Raw genomic sequence first — 17339 nt, forward strand, 5'->3', positions numbered from 1 at the left:
CTCCACTCGTCATGCCGTTCGCCCCGCCACGCGCGTCACGAGGTCGGCGAGGCGGCTCGCCCCGTCGACGACGCCGACACCGCGGGCGGAGCTCGCCATCGCGGCGAGGCCCGCGGGGTCGAGCAGCAGCGGCAGCACGACGTCCCGCACGCGGTCGCCCGTGAGGTCGGCGTCGGCGACCACGCGGGCCCCGCCCGCCGCCTCGAGCCCGGCGACGTTGAGCCGCTGCTCCCCGTTGCCGAACGCGAGCGGCACGTACACGCCGGGCAGGCCGAGCGCGGCCTGCTCGCACACCGTCCCGGCGCCCGAGCGGCCGAGCACGAGGTCGGCGACGGCATACGCCGAGGCCATGTCGTCGAGGTACTCGACCAGGTGGTAGCCGGGGCCGGCGGCCGCGGCCGCGTCGGCGACGCCCGCCGCCTTGCCCCGGCCGGCCGAGTGGAGCACCTGGACGCCGGCGGCCGTGAGGTCGCTCGCGGCGTCGGCCATCGCCTCGTTGATCCGCTGGGCGCCGAGCGAGCCGCCGGTCACGAGGAGCACCGGCCGGTCCGGGTCGAGCCCGAGCCGCGTCGCCGCCTCGACGCGTCGGGCGGCGCGACCGGCCGCGTCGAGCGACGCGAGCTCGGCGATGTCCGGGCGCAGCGGCAGACCGGTGTGGACCGTGACCCCGCGGCGCGCCGCCAGCGCCGTCTCGGCGAACGTGAGCGCGACGGCCGCCGCGCGCCGGGCGCCCTGGCGGTTGGCCAGGCCGGGGCGGACGTTCTGCTCGTGGATGACGACGGGGACGCCGGCCGAGCGCGCCGCCCGGTAGGCGGGCGGTGAGACGTAGCCGCCGAAGCCGACGACGACGTCCGCGTCCAGCCGCGCCAGCTCCCGGCGGGCGAGCGCCGTGGCGCGCCGGTAGTCGCGCGGGAAGCGCAGCGCCGCCGCGTTCGGCCGGCGCGGGAACGGGACGCGCGGGATGACGGCGAGCTCGTAGCCGCGCTGCGGGACGAGCCGGGACTCCAACCCCTCCGCCGTGCCGAGCACGAGCACGTCGGCGCCGCCGGGACGCGCGGTCAGCTCGTCCGCGAGGGCGAGCAGCGGGTTGACGTGGCCCGCCGTCCCGCCACCGGCGAGGAGCACGCGCAGCCGGGGCGCGGCCGGGCCGGGGGCGGTCGTCATCGCCGGCCTCCGGTCAGTCCGGCCGCGAGCACGCCGAACGAGCGTCGCACGGCCCCGCGCCGGGCGCGCAGCGCCTCGGGCGCCCCCGGTTCGGTCCGCGCGAACGCCAGCACGATGCCGAGCGCGATGAGCGTCGCGATGAGCGAGGAGCCGCCGGCCGAGACGAGCGGGAGCGGCACCCCGATGACGGGGAAGACGGCCGTCACCACGCCGATGTTGACGACGGCCTGGGCCAGCAGCCACGCCGCGATGCCGCCCGTCGTGATCTTGACGAAGGGGTCGGGGTGTCGCAGGATCACGCGCGCCAGCCCGACCGCGAGCGCGGCGAACAGCGCGAGCACGAGCAGCGTCCCCATGAGACCGAGCTCCTCGCCGATGATGGCGAAGATGAAGTCGTTCTGCGCGGCCGGGAGGTAGAGCCACTTGGAGCGCGAGCCGCCGAGGCCGACCCCGCTGATCCCGCCCGTCCCGAGCGCCTGGAGCGAGTGACCGATCTGCCAGGCGAGCTGGTCGCTCAGCTCGCCGATCCCGAGCATCGCCTTGATCCGGGCCATCCGGGTCTCCCCCGTGGTGGCGAACATCGCCGCGACCGACGCCGCCCCGACCGCCAGCATGACGAAGACCCGCATCGGGACGCCGGCCACCCACAGCGCGCCGAACATGAGCGCGCCCATGATGAGGACCGTGCCGAGGTCGTACGTGACGTAGAGCTGTGCGCCGAGCAGGACGAACCCGCCGAGCAGCGGGAGCGCGAGCCGCTTGAGCTGCCCGAGGTCGCGCTGGCGCTGCGAGAGCACGAGGCCGAGCCAGAGCGCGAGCGCGAGCTTGACGAACTCGGCCGGCTGAATCCGGATACCCGCCGCGAGCGTGATCCAGCTCGTGTTGCCTCCGGAGCTCTCGCCCATGAGCTTGGTCGCCGCCGTCAGGCCGATGGCCGCGACGTAGGCGGGCCACGCGAACGCGCGGATCACCCGGACGGGCAGCCGGCTCATGAGCACGGCCAGCGGCAGTGCGATGAGCGCGAACTTGGCCTGGTCGAGGAACTGCTTGAGCGGGCTCACCCCGCCCGTCGCCTTGAGCGAGTAGACGGTCGAGCTGGACAGCACGAACACGAGGCCGAGCGCGAGCAGGACGAGCGTGACCGACGCGATGAGGTAGTAGGAGGCCACCGGGGACTCCCACGCGGTCCGGACGGCGGCGCGCGTGGCGCTCTCCCGGCGGGGTGCGCCCGAGCGGGCCGTGCGCGCGGGGGCCGGCTCCCGCGCGCCGACGGCGGTCACTGCTCCCCCGCGGCCCTCGGGGTCAGCTCACGAACGGCGCGGGCGAACGTGTCGCCCCGGTGGCCGTAGTTGCGGAACTGGTCCCAGGAGGCCCCGGCCGGTGCGAGCAGCACGGTGTCGCCCGGCTGGGCGAGCCTCCGGGCAGCGGTCACGGCAGCTGTCATCACCTGGTCAGTGTCCCCGTCGGGCACCCGGATCACGGGGAGGTGGCTCGCGTGTCGCTCCAACGGGTCGACCCAGGGGGCCGGGTCCTTCCCGATGAGGACGACGCCGCGCATGGCGCGCGCGTGGTCGCGGACGAGGTCGGCGAGGTCGGCGCCCTTGGCGTCGCCGCCCGCGATCCACACGGCCGTCCCGTCGGCGACGGCGCGCAGAGCGGCCGCGGCCGCGTGCGCGTTCGTCGCCTTCGAGTCGTTGACGTAGGTCACGCCGTCGACGACCCCCACGACCGCGCTGCGGTGCGCGTCGAGCCGGAACGAGCGCAGGCCGTCGGCCACGGCCTCCGCGTCGACGCCGGCCGAGCGCGCCAGGGCGGCCGCGGCCATCGCGTTGGTCACGAGGTGCGGCGCCAGGGTGACGCCGGCGGGACCGGGGGTCCCCAGGTGCTCGAGGTCGGAGCGCTCGAACAGGGCGACGCCCTCGGTGTGCCGCCGCACGTGGAACGCGCGGTCGACGACGGTGCCCTCGACGATGCCGATCTGCGCGACCGACGGCACGCCGACCGTGAGCCCGACGGCACGGGCGCCCTCGACGACGTCGGCCTCCTCGACCAGCTCGCGCGCGCCGTCCTCCCAGGTCGGGTAGACGCACGCGTCCCGGACGCCGCGGTAGACCCGCGCCTTGGCGGCGCGGTAGCGCTCCATCGTGCCGAAGTGGTCGAGGTGATCGTCCGCGACGTTGAGGCAGACGGAGGCCTGCGGACGCGGGGACGAGGTGTCGTTGAGCTGGAGGGCGGCGATCTCGATCGGCCACGCCTGCGGGGCGCGGAGCACGCCCGCCTCGTCGGCGATCCCGTCCAGCGCGACACCGGGCAGCGTCACGCCGAGGTTGCCCAGCGGCGGGGCGTGCAGCCCGCCGGCGCGCAGGAGCTCCGACGTCATCTGCGTCGTGGTCGTCTTCCCGTTCGTCCCGGTGACGAACAGCCACGGCGCGTCGTCGAGTCGGATCAGCCACGCCAGGTCGAACTCGGTCATGAGCCGAAGACCGAGCGCGAGCGGCGTGGCGACGAGCGGGGAGTGCAGCGGGATGCCCGGGGAGACGAGGACGAGCCGGGGGTCGGCGGCCAGCCCGCGCGCGACGAGGTCGGCCTCGCTCTCCCCGGCGCGCGGGACGAGGACCCGCACGCGCGGCAGGTCGCTCGCGGCCCGCTCGGCGACGGCGGGCCGGGAGTCGAGCGCGACGACGTCGGCGCCCAGCTCGGCGAGCACGCGCGCCGCGTCGGCGCCCGACAGACCGAGACCGACGACGAGGACGCGCGCACCGGCGAACCGGGCGCGTCGGGCGTCGACGTCGGCCGGCGACACGACGTCGGCGGTGAGGTCCTGCGTCATCCGATCGGCTCCGATGCGATCCACTGCGCGTAGAAGATCGCCAGACCGATCGCGGCGAACACCGCGGCGATGAGCCAGAACCGGATGACGATCGTGATCTCCTGCCACCCCGCGAGCTCGAAGTGGTGGTGCAGCGGCGCCATCCGGAACACGCGTTTGCCGCCCGAGATCTTGAAGAACCCGATCTGGATGACGCTCGAGGCGACGATGACGACGAACATGCCGCCGATGATGACGGCGAGCAGCTCGGTCCGGGTGAGGATCGACAGGCCGGCGAGCGCGCCACCGAGGGCGAGCGAGCCGGTGTCCCCCATGAAGATCTTCGCCGGGCTCGCGTTCCACCACAGGAAGCCGAGGCAGGCGCCGACGATGGCCGCGGTGATGATCGCGAGGTCGAGCGGGTCGCGCGTCGTGTAGCAGCGCGCGCTGCCCGCGAGGAGGTTGTGGCAGTCCTGGTTGAACTGCCACATCGTGATGAGGACGTAGGCGCCGAACGCGAAGATGCTGACGCCCGTGCAGAGGCCGTCGAGACCGTCGGTGAGGTTGACCGCGTTCGACCAGGCCGTGATGAGGAAGTTCGCCCAGACCATGAACAGCAGCACGCCGATCGCCGTGCCGAACAGGGCGAGGCTCAGGCCGGTGTCCCGCAGGAACGAGATGCCCATCGTGGCCGGCGTGATGCCGTCCTTGTTGGGGAACTGCAGGACGAGGAAGCTGAAGACGATGCCGACGCCGCCCTGGCCGATGATCTTCGCGATCGGTGAGAGCCCGAGCGAGCGCTGCCGGGAGATCTTCGTGAAGTCGTCGGCGAAGCCGACGAGGCCGAGGCCGACGATGAGGAAGAGCAGCAGCAGGCCGCTCACGCTCATCGGCGCGACGCCGTCGTTGCGCAGGAACGAGACCACGTTCGCCACGGCGTAGCCCAGCAGCGTCGCCACGATGATGACGACGCCGCCCATCGTGGGGGTGCCGCGCTTGACGTGGTGCGACGTCGGGCCGTCCTGCCGGATGAACTGGCCGTACTGCTTGCGCACGAGGAAGCGGATGAACAGCGGGGTGCCGAACAGCGAGACGGCCAGCGCCACCCCACCCGAGACCATGACGGGAATCACTGAGGCACCTCCGGCTCGTGGCCTGTCTTGCTGGTCGGCCCGCTGGCCGCCACGATGTCGTCGGCGAGCCGGTACAGCTCCGCGCCGTTGGACGACTTGACGAGCAGGACGTCCCCCGGCTGCCGGTTGGCCTCCCACCAGGCGAGCGCATCGTCCGGCGTCTCGACGAACGCCGCCTCCTCGCCGAACGAGCCCTCGAGGAGCGCGCCGGTGAACATGGCGCGCGCCGGGGTCCCGACGACGAGCAGGCGGTCGACGTCGAGCCGGACGGCGAGCCGGCCGACCGCGTCGTGGGCCAGGAGGGAGTCCGGGCCGAGCTCGCGCATCTCGCCGAGGATCGCGACCGTCCGCCGGCCCCGGCCGAGTGCGACGAGCGCCTTGAGGGCCGCGCGCATCGAGTCGGGGTTGGCGTTGTAGGAGTCGTCGATCAGGGTGACGCCGTCACCCAGCTCGCTGACGGCCATCCGGTGCGGGCTCGCGGCGCCGGCGGAGCTCAGGCCGGTGGCGACGTCGGCCAGGCCGAGACCGCTGGCCAGCGCGACCGCGGCCGCGGCGAGCGCGTTGGTGAGGTGGTGCTCCCCCACGAGACGCAGCGCCACGGGAGCGCGCTCGGCGCCGCTGACGAGCGTGAACGCGACGCGCGCCTGCGTCACCACGATGTCGTCGGCGCGCACGTCGGCATCCGCCGCGCGACCGAACGTGAGGATGCGCCGGCCGGGCGCGACGCCCTCGGCCATGGCGCGCACGCGCTGGTCGTCCGCGTTCAGGACGGCGGTGCCGCCCTCGGGAAGGGCCGCGAGGATGCTCGCCTTCTCCGCCGCGACGCCGTCGACGCCGCCCATCCCGGCGAGGTGGGCGTTGCCGACCACGAGGACGCACGCGACGTCCGGCGGCGCGATCCGAGTGAGGTAGTCGATGTTCCCGGGCGCGTCGGCGCCCATCTCGAGGACCAGGTCCGTCGTCGACTCGTCGCACCGCAGCACCGTGACGGGCAGGCCGACCTCGTTGTTGAACGAGCGCACCGGCGCCACGGTCGGCCCCTGCGCGGAGAACAGGTGGGCGAGCAGGTCCTTCGTCGTCGTCTTGCCGACCGAGCCGGTCACGGCGACGACGTGCGGTCGCGGCTCCCGCGCGGAGCGCGAGCGCAGCCGGGCGAGGACGCCCCGAGCCAGGTCGCCGAGGGCGGCCGTCGTGTCGGGCACGACGAGGAACGGGAGGGCCGCGTCGCCGCCGTCGCCCCCCGGCTCGTGGTCGGCGAGCACGAGCACGGCGCCCCGCTCGACCGCGCCCGCGGCGTGCGCGTGACCGTCGAGCCGCTCCCCGCGGATCGCGACGAAGAGGCTGCCCGGACCCGCCTCGCGGGAGTCGGTGACGACGGAGGTGACGACGGTGTCGGTCGAGGCCGACCCAGCGAGCCGACCCCCGACGAGCTGCGCGGCCTCGCCGGCCGTGAGCGCGATCACCGATCGCCCGCCACGGGCACACCCGCGGCGCGTGCCACCTCGCGGTACACGTCACGGTCGTTGTAACGGTGGAACACCCCTGCGATCTCCTGCGTCGGTTCGTGGCCCTTGCCGGTGACGATCACGGTATCGCCTTCGCCCGCCATCCCCACGGCCCGGCGCAGCGCGTCGGCGCGCGACGTCGTCACCTCGACGACGTCCGCGAGGTCCGGGCGCACCTGCCGCGCGCCCTCGAGGATCGCGGCGCGGATCGCGCCGGGCTCCTCCGAGCGCGGGTTCTCGTCCGTGACGACGACGACGTCGGCCAGCCGCGCGGCGATCTCGCCGAGCATGGGCCGCTTGCCCTGGTCGCGGTCACCGTCCGAGCCGAGCACGGCGACGAGCCGCCCCGGCGTGATCGGGCGGACGGCCTCGAGCGCGTAGACGAGCGCGTCGGGCGTGTGCGCGTAGTCGACGATGCACAGCGGAAGGCCGTGGCCGCGCTCGACGACGCGCTCCATCCGCCCGGGGATGGCCGAGGCGCTCGCGACGGCGTCGATCGCGACGTCGACGGCGACGCCGGAGGCGACCGCCGTCGCGATCGCGGTGGCCGCGTTGGTCACGTTGACGAGGCCGGGCAGCGGGCTGTGCGCCTCGTGCACCGCGCCGTCGGGACCGCGCAGCTGGAAGGTCGAGCCGACACCGTCGAGGCCGATGTCGGCCTGGAGCACGCGCCAGTCGGCCGCGACGGCCGCCTCCGAGGCGTCGCCGACGTGCGTCGAGACGGTCGTCACCGGGATGGGCGAGGTCCGGGCGAGCCGCGCGCCCCACTCGTCGTCGACCACGACGACGCCCCGCGCCGCCTGGGCGGGGTCGAAGATGCTCGCCTTCGCCGCGAAGTACTCCTCCATCGTGTGGTGGAAGTCGAGGTGGTCGCGCTGGAGGTTGGTGAAGACGACGACGTCGAACCGCACCCCCGACAGCCGGTGCAGCGCGATCCCCTGCGACGACGCCTCGGTCACGAGGGCGGCGACGCCGCCCTCGCGGGCCGCGGCGAGGACGCGGTGCAGCGCGGGCGCCTCCAGCGTGGTCCGCGGGCTCTCCAGGCTCACCTCGCCGAGCCGGATCTCGACGGTGCCGAGCAGCGCGACGGGGCCGAGCCCGGCCCGCAGGGCGGCGTCGACGAAGTAGGTCGTCGTCGTCTTGCCGTTGGTGCCGGTGACGGCGACGGTGACGAGGTCGTCCGAGGGGGCACCGTAGACGACGTCGGCCAGCAGGCCGGCAACGCGCCGCGGGTCCGCCGTCAGCAGGACCGGGACGTCGAGACCCCCGACGTGCTCGAGGCCGGCCTCGTCGGTGACGACGGCCACGGCCCCGGCCTCGACGGCCGCGGCGGCGAACCGCGCGCCGTGGGCCCGGAAGCCCGGGACGCCGACGAACAGGTCACCCGGCACGGCCTCGTCGGAGGCGACCGTGACGCCCGTGACGGTGACGTCACCGAGCGCCGCGGACGCTGCCGAGCCGTCGACGACTCCGGCCGCGGGGGCCGGCGCGAGACCCAGCTCGACGGCCAGGTGCGCCAGCGACACGGGCACGGTCGCGCTCGGCTGGAGCTGCTTCACGGGTGATGTCACGATGGGCCAATCTACCCGGGCCGGCTAGCCGACCGTGGGCGGCTCCTCGCCCGGGTAGGACGGGAAGAGCGTCGCCTTCTCGCCCGTCGGCGGGATGCCGAGGGTCTGGAGCGCGAACGACGCGACGTCGTGGAACACGGGGGCCGCGATGGTGCCGCCGAAGAAGCCGTGCTGCGGCTTGAACAGGATGACGCCGACCGCGATCCGGGGGGCGTCCGCCGGCACGACGCCGACGAACGACGCGGCCGTCGCGGTGACGCCGCCCTGCCCGTCGGCGACCTGCGCCGTCCCGGTCTTGCCGGCGACGCGGTAGCCGTCGATCGCGGCCCGGTTGCCCGTCGCGCCGTCCTCGCTCGTCACGGACTCGAGCATGCGGATCATGTCGCTCGCGGTCTCGGGCGAGACCACCCGCACCTCCTCGCCCGAGGCGGACGGGGTGAACCGCCCGTCGTCGTCGCTGGTCCCGTCGACCAGGTGGAGCGGGGTGCGCACGCCGCCGTTCGCGAGCGTCGCGATGACGTTGGTGTTCTGCAGGAGGTTCACCTGGACGTGCTGGCCGAACATGGTGGTGAAGCGCGAGCGGCCGTCCCACTTGGTCGGGTCGAGCGCGATCCCCGCGGTCTCGCCGGCGAGCTCGACGCCCGTCGGAGCCCCCCAGCCGAAGGAGTCCATGTAGTCGACGCGGGTCTGGTCGGACATGAGCTGCCCGATCTGGATGGTGCCGGTGTTGGAGGAGTCAGCGAGGATCCCCGTGACGGTCAGCCGCTCCGTCTCGTGCTCGGTGTGGTCCTTGAACGTCTGCGAGCTGTTCGGCGGGGTGTAGGTGTAGGGAACCTCGAACTCCGACGTCGGCGTGACGAGACCCTCCTCCATCGCGGCGGCGACAGTGAGGATCTTGCCGGTCGAGCCGGGCTCGTACGGGCTCTGCAGCGAGTTGAGCCGGCCGTAGCCGCTCGGGTCGTTGGGGTCCACCATGCCGGACTCGGCCCAGGACAGGATGCGGCCCGTCCCGACCTCGATGACGACGACGGCACCCCACTCCGACACGGTCTCGGCGACCTTGGCGTCGATGATCTCCTGGCTGCGCTGCTGCAGGTCCGAGTCGATCGTCAGGTGCACGGTGTCGCCGTTGTCGGCCGGCGTGACGGTCTGGCCGGCGCCGGGGATCATGACGCCGCCGACCCCGATCTCGCCCGTGCGCAGGCCGTCGGTGCCGCCGAGCAGGTCGTCGAACCGGTACTCGATGCCGGCGGCGCCCTCGCCGTCGCTCTTGACCCAGCCGACGAGGCTGCCGGCGGTGACGCCCGCCGGGTAGACGCGCATCTCCTCGAGGTTGCTCGTGAGCCCGTTGACGCCGAGGTCGAGGAGCTGGTTGCGGACCTCGGGCGTGACGTTGCGCGCGATGATGAGGCCGCCGTTCGACCCGGTGAGCTGGGCGCCCAGCTCGTGCGCGTCGACCCCGAGGAGCGGCGCCATGAGCTCGGCCGCGGCCGACGCACCCCGCCCGAGCACGGTCTTGCCGTCCTCCGCGTAGTAGACGAAGGCCGGGATCTGGTGCTGGTCGACCTGGATGTCGTAGGTCATGACCGAGGTGGCGAGGACCGCCCCGTCGGCGTCGACGATGTCGCCGCGCTGCGCGTGGATCGGGTACTCGCGCATCCGGCTGCTCGACGCCGCCTCCGCGAGCCCCGGCCCCTGGACGACCTGGACCTGGACGAGCCGCACGGCGAACAGGACGAGGGCGACCAGGACGACGCCGATCATGATCCGGGTGCGGCGCGAGGAGGGGCCGACGCGCCAGGCGCGGGGAGCGCTCCCGCCGGGGCCGCCTGAGCCGCCGGACCCCGAGCCCGCCGTGACGGCCGCGGCGCGGGGCGTCGGGGCCGCCGCGCGCGGGGCGGTCCGGGGGGTGCGGGTCCTGGCCCCGGCCTGGACGCGGGGGTCGCGGGCCTCCCGGGGCTGGCGGGTCTTCGCGTCCGCCTGGGTCCGCCCGCGCGTCGCCGTCATGGACGACGATGCTGCCCGCCGGGAGTCCCGCCGGGCCGCAGACACGCCGCGCGTGCGATCAGCGGGTGCCACGCCGAGCCCTCAGCTGCCGCCGATGAGCGTGCCGTCGGACAGGCGGATGTAGATGACGCCGTCGCTCGGGACGAGCCCGAGCTCCTGCGCCTTCGCCATCACCTGGGCCGGGGCGCTGGCCTGGTCGACCTGCGTCGAGAGGGCCTCGAGCTGCTGCTGCGCGTTGGTCAGCTCGACGGTGCGGTTGCGGATCGCGTAGGACGTCGCGGCCATCGACGTCTGCAGCGACAGCGCGCCGAGCATCGCGACGAGAAGGATCGCCACGAGCAGGCCGATGTACGGAACGCGGGAGGCCTCGGGACGGTGGAGCGCGACGACGCGCAGCTGTGGCCGGGCGGGTGCCGGGGCCGGACGCGGGGAGGGCCGCGGCGCGAGACGGGCGGGGGCTGCGCTCATGAGGTCCTCCAGGCGGCGTCGAGCATGTGGTCGGGGGTCGGTCGGGTTCGGGTGGCGGCCCGCAGGCGGACCGACGCGGCGCGCGGGTTGGTGGCCTGCTCCACGTCGTCGGCCTTCTCGGCGCCGCGGACGACGAGCTCGAGGTAGGGCCGGTGGGTCTCGGGCTCGATCGGCCACTCGCGCGGGGCGCTCGAGGTCGCGCCGCGGGCGAGGGCCCGCTTGACCAGTCGGTCCTCGAGCGAGTGGTAGCTCTCGACGACGATCCGGCCGCCGACCGCGAGCACCTCGATCGCGCGGGGCAGCGCGTCCGCGAGGATGTCGAGCTCGCCGTTGACGGCGATCCGCAGGGCCTGGAACGTGCGCTTCGCCGGGTGTCCCCCGGTCTTCTGCGACGCCCGCGGCACGCTGCGCTGGACCAGCTCGGCGAGCTGGGTCGAGGTCGCCAGCGGCGTCGTCGCGCGCTCGCGGACGATCGCGGACGCGATGCGGTGGGCGAACCGCTCCTCGCCGTACTCGCGCAGGATCCGGGCGAGCTCGCGCTCGTCGTCCTCGGCCAGCAGGTCGGCCGCGGTGGGGCCGGTGGAGGCGTCCATCCGCATGTCGAGCGGCGCGGGGCGGGAGTAGGAGAAGCCACGCTCGGCGTCGTCGAGCTGGAGCGAGCTGACGCCGAGGTCGAGCAGCACCCCCTGCACCGGGTGGCCGACGACGTCCGCCACGACCTCGTCGATCTCGTCGTACGTCGCGTGGACGGCGCGGAAGCGCTCCCCGAACCGCGCCAGTCGACGCGAGGCGAGGTCGATCGCCTGGAGGTCGCGGTCGATGCCGATGACGCTCGCGTTCGGGCAGGCCTCCAGGACCGCCTCGGAGTGGCCGCCCATGCCGAGCGTGCCGTCGACGAGGACCGAGCCGGGCTCCCGCAGCGCGGGGGCGAGAAGCTCGACGCATCGGTCGCGCAGGACGGGGACGTGGAGATCGGCCGCGTCTCGTCGGGGGGAGGTGCCCTGCTGCGGCGATGCGTTCGGCTCGGTCATGTCACCTCCTCGCGGCGATCGGGTCCGGGTGTGGCCGGGTGGACGGGTGGCGCGGGTGCGCCGGGCTGACTGGTGGGGCTGGTGCGGTGGATGGCGACCTGTCGGGCCAGGACTCCCCCCGAGGGCGCTTCTGGCGCCGGGGAAGTGCGTCAGAGGCGTCGGTGGGAGACCTCGCGCGACAGATACGGGTCAGAAGTCGGGCATCACCTCCGGCGCCGCGTCGTCGAACGCGGCGGAGGCGCCCTCGAGGTAGGCGTCCCAGGCCGTCGCGTCCCAGATCTCGACCTTGTTGCCGGTCCCGACCACGGCGAGCTCGCGCTCGAGCGAGGCCCAGGTCCGCAGGATCGGCGGGATCGTCACGCGGCCCTGCTTGTCCGGGATCTCGTCGTGCGCGCCAGAGAGCAGGACGCGGTTGAAGTCGCGCGACTGCTTCGAGGTGAGCGGGGCCGCCTTGAGCTGGGCCTGGAGCGTCGAGAACTCGGAGATCGGGAAGACGAAGAGGCACTTCTCGTGGCCGCGGGTCATGACGAGACCCGGCGCGAGCTCCTCGCGGAACTTGGCAGGAAGGATGAGCCGCCCCTTGTCGTCGAGCTTGGGCGTGAAGGTGCCGATGAGCACGCGTCTCACCTCCCGCCCTGTCCCGCCTGGTTCCTCCACATTACTCCACAACCCTCCACTTTGACCACGCCATCAGGGCGCGACGCGCCGCAAGAGGTGCGTTGTCGCAGGTCAGATGCCGTGGAGGAGAGTGGAGCGCGCGGCCCGCGACCGGGCGGAGAGGGGGCGCCGACGGCGGCTCACGGGTGCGGTTCAGGGCGCGGGCAGGCTCGCGCCGGCGCGAGGAAGCCCCGGAACGGTGCGGATCACGCGGGGACGGCCGCGGACGGGGAGCGGAGTGGAGGGCGTCCGGGGAGCGGAGTGGAGGACGCTCGCGGGAGCCGAGTGGAGAACGTCCGGGGAGCCGAGTGGAGGGCGTCCGGGGAGCGACGTGGCGGGCGCGGGCAGGCGCCGGGCTCGACGGCGCGGCTCAGCGAGGACGGGCCGGACGGGGAGGCCCTCCGGCGTCAGCCACCGGATCGCGAACGCGGGGGCAGCGCGCGGGAGGGCGAGAGAAGAGGGACGGGAGGAAGCAGACCGGCCGGCGGCGCGGGTGGTGACTCAGCGCTCGCCGCGCCGGCGGTCCCACCGCTCGTCGAGACGCGACATGAAGGGCGACGGGCCCTGGCTGCGCGGGCCGGCCGGCTTGGCGCCGCCGCTGCCGCCGGGCGGAACGCCCTCGGTGGCCTTGCCGCGCGACATCGACAGGAGGACGCCGCCGAACATGACGAGGAAGCCGATGATGCCGAGCCAGGACAGTCCCTGAGCCAGCCCGACCACGATGACGCCGAGGCCGAGGGCCGCGACGACGACACCCAGCAGCACCCGCGACGCGGCGCGGGGACCGACGGCCGGAGCCGAGCCGGTGAAGGTCTCGGCCAGCTTCGGGTCGTCGGAGCTGAGCTGCTGCTCCATCTGCGCCAGCACGCGCTGCTCGTACTCCGACAGGGGCATGGTGTCCTCCTCGAACGACCTCGACACTCCTAGGATAAGCGCCCATCGCCGTCCGCGACAGCCGCCGATCGACCGGGCACGACGGGCGGACGGACCCGGCGGTCCGACGTCGACGCCGGGGCGGCGTCCGCGGCCGGGTCGGCGGCCCGCGCGGGCAGGAGCGAGGCCGCCGTCGAGGCGCGCGAGCCGAACCGGCGGCCGACGTCGTCGAGCGCCGTCTCGATCGCCCGGTGCGCCCCGTCGTCCCCGCCGAGCAGGGGCTGGACGGGCGTCGACGCGGCGGGCGTGACGTCGTCGGCCCGCACGCCGATGAGCCGGACGCCGATCGGCGGCAGCTCGAGCGCCGCGAGCAGCCCGCGAGCCGACCGGTACAGCTCGGCCGCGACATCGGTCGGCACCTCGAGCCGGCGCGAGCGGGTCAGCGTCGTGAAGTCGGCGTGCCGGACCTTGATCGTGACGCCGCGCGCGAGCATCCCGCCGGCGCGCAGCCGCCGCGCGACGGCGTGGCTCTGCGCGAGGACGGTCCGCGCGAGCTCGTCCCGGTCGTGGACGTCGGTCGGGAAGGTGTGCTCGTGCGAGACCGACTTCTCGACGCGGGTCGGCGTCACGGGCCGGGCGTCACGGGCCCACGCCAGCTCGTGCAGGTGGTGGGCCGAGGCCGCGCCGACCTTCGCCGCGAGCGTGCGGAGCGGGATGGCGGCCAGCTCACCGACCGTGCGCACCCCGAGCTCGGCGAGCCGCTCCCCCGTCGCCTCACCGACCCCCCAGATGACGGAGACGGGCAGCGGGTGGAGGAACGCGGTCGACGCCTCGGGCGGCACGACGAGCATCCCGTCCGGCTTCGCCCGCTGGGAGGCGATCTTGGCGAGCGACATGGTCGCCGCGGCACCGACCGACGCCGGCAGTCCCAGCTCCTCCCGGATCCGGTTCCGGATCGCGGCGCCGATCGTGGCGGGCGAGCCGAGGAGCCGCCGGGCACCGGCCACGTCGAGGAACGCCTCGTCGACCGAGACCTGCTGCACCAGCGGCGTCACGTCCGCGAGGATCGCCATGACCCGGTGCGACACGACGCGGTAGCGCTCGTGGTCCGGCGGGACCACCACGACGGACGGCAGGCGCGCCAGGGCCGAGGCCATCGGCATGCCGGAGCGGATCCCGAACGCCCGCGCCTCGTAGGTCGCCGCGAGCACGACGCCGCGCTCCCGGCCGCCGACGACCAGCGGCTGCCCGCGCAGCCCCGGGCGCTCGGCCAGCTCGACCGAGGCGAAGAAGGCGTCCATGTCGACGTGCAGGATGCTGGCGCCGGTGTCGTCGCCGGGCAGCACGCGCGCGCCCTCGACGTCCTCCGGTCGCTCCATCCGTCCAGTATCGAACACATGTACGGGTGAGGCAAGCGGCGTACGATCGCTGCCATGCGTGGGGATCAGCGGCGCCGCGGTTCGGTCGGCGGCTCGACCCAGGATCTCCCGCTCTCGACCCTCGTCGCGATCGACACCGGGACGGTCGAGCTCGAGCCGGACCCCGACCGGCCGGGTGGGCTCATGGTCTACGTCAACGGCGTCGAGTCCTCCTACATCGATCTGGACGACCCGCACCACCTCGAGTTCGAGTACATGCAGCAGATGCGGCTCGCGCTCGGGGACCTCGCCGAGCCCGGCTCGACCGCGCGCGTCCTCCACCTCGGCGGCGCCGCGTGCGCCTTCGCCCGTGCGCTCGCCGAGGCGGCCCCTGGCAGTCGGCACGTCGTGGTGGAGCTCGACGGCCGGATGGCCGAGCTGGCGCGGGAGTGGTTCGCGCTCCCCCGGGCCCCGCGGCTGCGGGTCCGCGTCGGCGAGGCGCGCGCCAGCCTGGCGACGATGCGACCCGGCTCGTTCGACGCCGTGGTCCGGGACGCGTTCGCCGGCGCCCGCGTGCCGACCCACCTGACGACGGCGCAGTTCCTCACCGCCGCAGCCGACGTCCTGCGCCCGGGCGGCCTCTACCTCGGCAACCTGGTCGACACGCCCCCGCTGCCCGTCGCCCGGCGCGAGGTCGCCACCGCGCGAGCGGTCTTCCCGCACGTCGCGCTCGCCGTCGAGCCGCCGATCCTCAAGGGCCGACGGTTCGGCAACCTCGTCGTCCTCGCCGGCGACACGGAGCTCGACGCGGGGCTGGCCCGGCGGCTGCTCGGGCTGCCGGCGCCGGTCCGGCTGGTCACGGGGCGGGAGCTCGACGACTTCGTCGGAACGCACGCACCGCTGGACGACGCCGAGCTGGACGCGGACGACCCCTGGGTGCGCGCCTCGCGCGCCGCCGCCGCGAGCGCGAGCACGGACGAGGGGCCCGCCGCAGGCCCGAGCGTCGACGAGCCGACGCCCGCGGGTCACTGACCCGGCCCATTCCTGCGCGCCGCCCGCCGTCCGCCACCCGCCCGGGAACGTCGACCGGCATCTGGCCGGTCACCCGCCCCGCGGAACCTTCTCCCGACGCTGGGACTCGCGGGTCGGGACATTCCGGGAATGCCATCCGGAAACGACGAAGGCCGCCTCCCCGGAGGGAAGCGGCCTTCGCCAGAAGAAGGCGTCGCGTCAGATGGCGCGAACGTTGACGGCCTGCGGGCCCTTGTCGCCCTCGGTGATGTCGAACTCGACCTTCTGGTCGGCGTCGAGGGTGCGGAAGCCGTCACCCGTGATGGCCTTGTAGTGGACGAAGATGTCCGGGCCACCGGTCTCCGGGGCGATGAAGCCCCAGCCCTTGTCAGGGTTGAACCACTTCACGGTTCCCTGCGTCATGCGTTGTCCTTCCGGAGGAATCACGGCCGGCGACCTTGTGTCCCCGACCACGTGCAGCAGTGATCCCACGCCAGACGAAGATCATCGAACATGCGAGAAACCTGGTGCAACGGCCCTATTCTGCCAGAGCGAGGCGCCCGTGCGCCACCACATTCCGCCGATGGAGCTCAGGCCTCGTGGGGGCCGCCGAGCGAGCCGTCCCCGTCGTCGTCCGAGTCCTCCCCCGCCTGCGCGGCGAGGAACGCCTCGAACTGGGCGCCGATCTCGTCGGCGCTCGGGACGTGCGTCCCGGCGAGCAGGCTCTTCCCGGCCGCCTCGACGTAGGCGTCGTACTGCTGCTCCAGCGCGCTGACGAGCGACGCGACCTCGGGGGCCTCGGCCACCTGGCGGTCGATCTCGACGCGCATGGTGCCGGCGGCCCGGTCGAGGGCTCCGGTGTCGAGCGGGAGCTCCGTCACGCGGGCGAGGCGCCGCAGCAGCTCCGCGGCGGCCGCGGGGTACTCGGTCTGCGCGAGGTAGTGCGGGACGTGGACGGCGAAGCCCATGGCGTCGTGACCGTGCTCGCCCAGGCGCAGCTCGAGCAGGGACGCGGCCGTCCCCGGCACCTGCACGGTCCCGAACAGCTCCGGGGCCGGCTCGACGAGGTCCTCCCGGGTCGCGTGCTCGGTGACCGAGACGGGCCGCGTGTGCGGCACCCCCATCGGGATGCCCTGGAGCGCGACGGTCGTGCGCACGCCGAGCCGCTCGACGATCTCCCGCACCGCCGTGGAGAAGGTCTCCCAGCGCAGGTCCGGCTCGACGCCGTGCAGCAGGAGCATGCCGCCGTCGGCGGTCGCGACGTAGTCGAGCGCGAGCTGCGGCGTCGCGTAGTCGGTGTACGCCGTGCGGTCGAACGTGACGACGGGCCGGCGCGAGCGGTAGTCGAGCAGCTCCTCGACGTCGAACGTCGCCACGCGTCGCGTCGGATGGGCGGCCAGGAGGTGGCCGGCGACGAGCGCGCCGGCGTGGCCGGCGTCGATGGCTCCCCGCATCGCGTGCACGAGGACGGGCGCCTCGACCTCGTCGAGCGTCGTCGGGAGCGTGAGGCCGGCGTCCTCGGACTCCTCGTTCACGACGGCGGGGACGCCGTGGTGCGTCGGGAGCTGAGGGGTGCCCGCCGGGGTGCCGGCGGGCAGGTTCCAGGTGAACAGGGCGGACGGTTCCATGACGCCTCCCGGTGTCGTGGTCGGGTGCTGGGCACCCGCGTCCTCGCCGACGGGGTCGGTCGAGGGGCGGACGAGTTCTGTCGTGGTCAACGCATCGGGGGCACCCGCCATTCCCGCGTGCGCT

Annotated in this window: 15 protein-coding genes; 1 reads left to right on the forward strand and 14 read right to left on the reverse strand. The window is 74.3% G+C overall.

What is annotated here, in order from left to right; translation table 11 throughout:
- Positions 1–9 precede the first annotated feature (9 nt).
- From murG to dinB, 12 genes are all read right to left on the reverse strand, one after another.
- A complete protein-coding gene (murG, locus tag EDD28_RS16140; RefSeq protein ID WP_123740733.1) occupies positions 10–1164 on the reverse strand; it encodes an undecaprenyldiphospho-muramoylpentapeptide beta-N-acetylglucosaminyltransferase in 1155 nt (384 codons plus the stop codon).
- Positions 1161–2444: an FtsW/RodA/SpoVE family cell cycle protein gene (locus EDD28_RS16145; RefSeq protein WP_123740734.1), complete on the reverse strand. Its 1284-nt coding sequence runs from the start codon at positions 2442–2444 to the stop codon at positions 1161–1163. Before EDD28_RS16145 ends, murG begins: the two co-directional genes overlap by 4 nt.
- Positions 2441–3994, reverse strand: a complete 1554-nt coding sequence (murD, locus tag EDD28_RS16150; RefSeq protein WP_123740735.1) for a UDP-N-acetylmuramoyl-L-alanine--D-glutamate ligase — start codon at positions 3992–3994, stop codon at positions 2441–2443. Before murD ends, EDD28_RS16145 begins: the two co-directional genes overlap by 4 nt.
- Positions 3991–5106: a phospho-N-acetylmuramoyl-pentapeptide-transferase gene (gene mraY, locus EDD28_RS16155; protein ID WP_123740736.1), complete on the reverse strand. Its 1116-nt coding sequence runs from the start codon at positions 5104–5106 to the stop codon at positions 3991–3993. Before mraY ends, murD begins: the two co-directional genes overlap by 4 nt.
- Positions 5103–6569 carry a UDP-N-acetylmuramoyl-tripeptide--D-alanyl-D-alanine ligase gene (locus EDD28_RS16160; RefSeq protein ID WP_123740737.1) on the reverse strand — a complete coding sequence of 489 codons (1467 nt, stop codon included), beginning with the start codon at positions 6567–6569 and terminating at the stop codon, positions 5103–5105. The genes mraY and EDD28_RS16160 overlap by 4 nt, the downstream gene beginning before the upstream one ends.
- Complete coding sequence (locus tag EDD28_RS16165) at positions 6566–8182, reverse strand: UDP-N-acetylmuramoyl-L-alanyl-D-glutamate--2,6-diaminopimelate ligase (protein ID WP_211339253.1); 1617 nt, start codon at positions 8180–8182, stop codon at positions 6566–6568. The genes EDD28_RS16160 and EDD28_RS16165 overlap by 4 nt, the downstream gene beginning before the upstream one ends.
- 24 nt (positions 8183–8206) lie before the next feature.
- Positions 8207–10189 carry a peptidoglycan D,D-transpeptidase FtsI family protein gene (locus tag EDD28_RS16170; RefSeq protein ID WP_123740739.1) on the reverse strand — a complete coding sequence of 661 codons (1983 nt, stop codon included), beginning with the start codon at positions 10187–10189 and terminating at the stop codon, positions 8207–8209.
- Positions 10190–10270: 81 nt separating this feature from the next.
- Entirely contained in the window at positions 10271–10657 is a 387-nt protein-coding gene (ftsL, locus tag EDD28_RS16175; protein ID WP_123740740.1) for a cell division protein FtsL, read from the reverse strand.
- The gene (gene rsmH / locus EDD28_RS16180; protein ID WP_123740741.1) at positions 10654–11688 is read right to left on the reverse strand and encodes a 16S rRNA (cytosine(1402)-N(4))-methyltransferase RsmH; all 1035 of its coding nucleotides are present in this window, start codon (positions 11686–11688) and stop codon (positions 10654–10656) included. Before rsmH ends, ftsL begins: the two co-directional genes overlap by 4 nt.
- Before the next feature lie 189 nt (positions 11689–11877).
- Entirely contained in the window at positions 11878–12306 is a 429-nt protein-coding gene (gene mraZ, locus EDD28_RS16185) for a division/cell wall cluster transcriptional repressor MraZ (RefSeq protein WP_123740742.1), read from the reverse strand.
- 540 nt (positions 12307–12846) lie between these two features.
- Positions 12847–13239: a DUF3040 domain-containing protein gene (locus EDD28_RS16190; RefSeq protein ID WP_123740986.1), complete on the reverse strand. Its 393-nt coding sequence runs from the start codon at positions 13237–13239 to the stop codon at positions 12847–12849.
- 29 nt (positions 13240–13268) lie between these two features.
- Entirely contained in the window at positions 13269–14597 is a 1329-nt protein-coding gene (dinB, locus tag EDD28_RS16195; protein ID WP_123740743.1) for a DNA polymerase IV, read from the reverse strand.
- Between the two features lie 54 nt (positions 14598–14651).
- Here dinB and EDD28_RS16200 point away from each other — a divergent pair, with 54 nt between their 5' ends.
- Positions 14652–15608, forward strand: coding sequence for a spermidine synthase (locus tag EDD28_RS16200; protein ID WP_123740744.1), 957 nt, complete (start codon positions 14652–14654; stop codon positions 15606–15608).
- A gap of 198 nt (positions 15609–15806) precedes the next feature.
- On the opposite strand, the gene EDD28_RS16205 is transcribed toward EDD28_RS16200, so the two are convergent.
- Positions 15807–16010 (reverse strand): cold-shock protein, encoded by a 204-nt coding sequence (locus EDD28_RS16205; protein WP_123740745.1) that lies wholly within the window; start codon positions 16008–16010, stop codon positions 15807–15809.
- 167 nt (positions 16011–16177) lie between these two features.
- Positions 16178–17215, reverse strand: coding sequence for a proteasome assembly chaperone family protein (locus EDD28_RS16210; RefSeq protein ID WP_123740746.1), 1038 nt, complete (start codon positions 17213–17215; stop codon positions 16178–16180).
- Between the last annotated feature and the right edge of the window lie 124 nt (positions 17216–17339).

This window comes from Salana multivorans, from assembly GCF_003751805.1.
GTDB classification, from domain to species: domain Bacteria; phylum Actinomycetota; class Actinomycetes; order Actinomycetales; family Beutenbergiaceae; genus Salana; species Salana multivorans.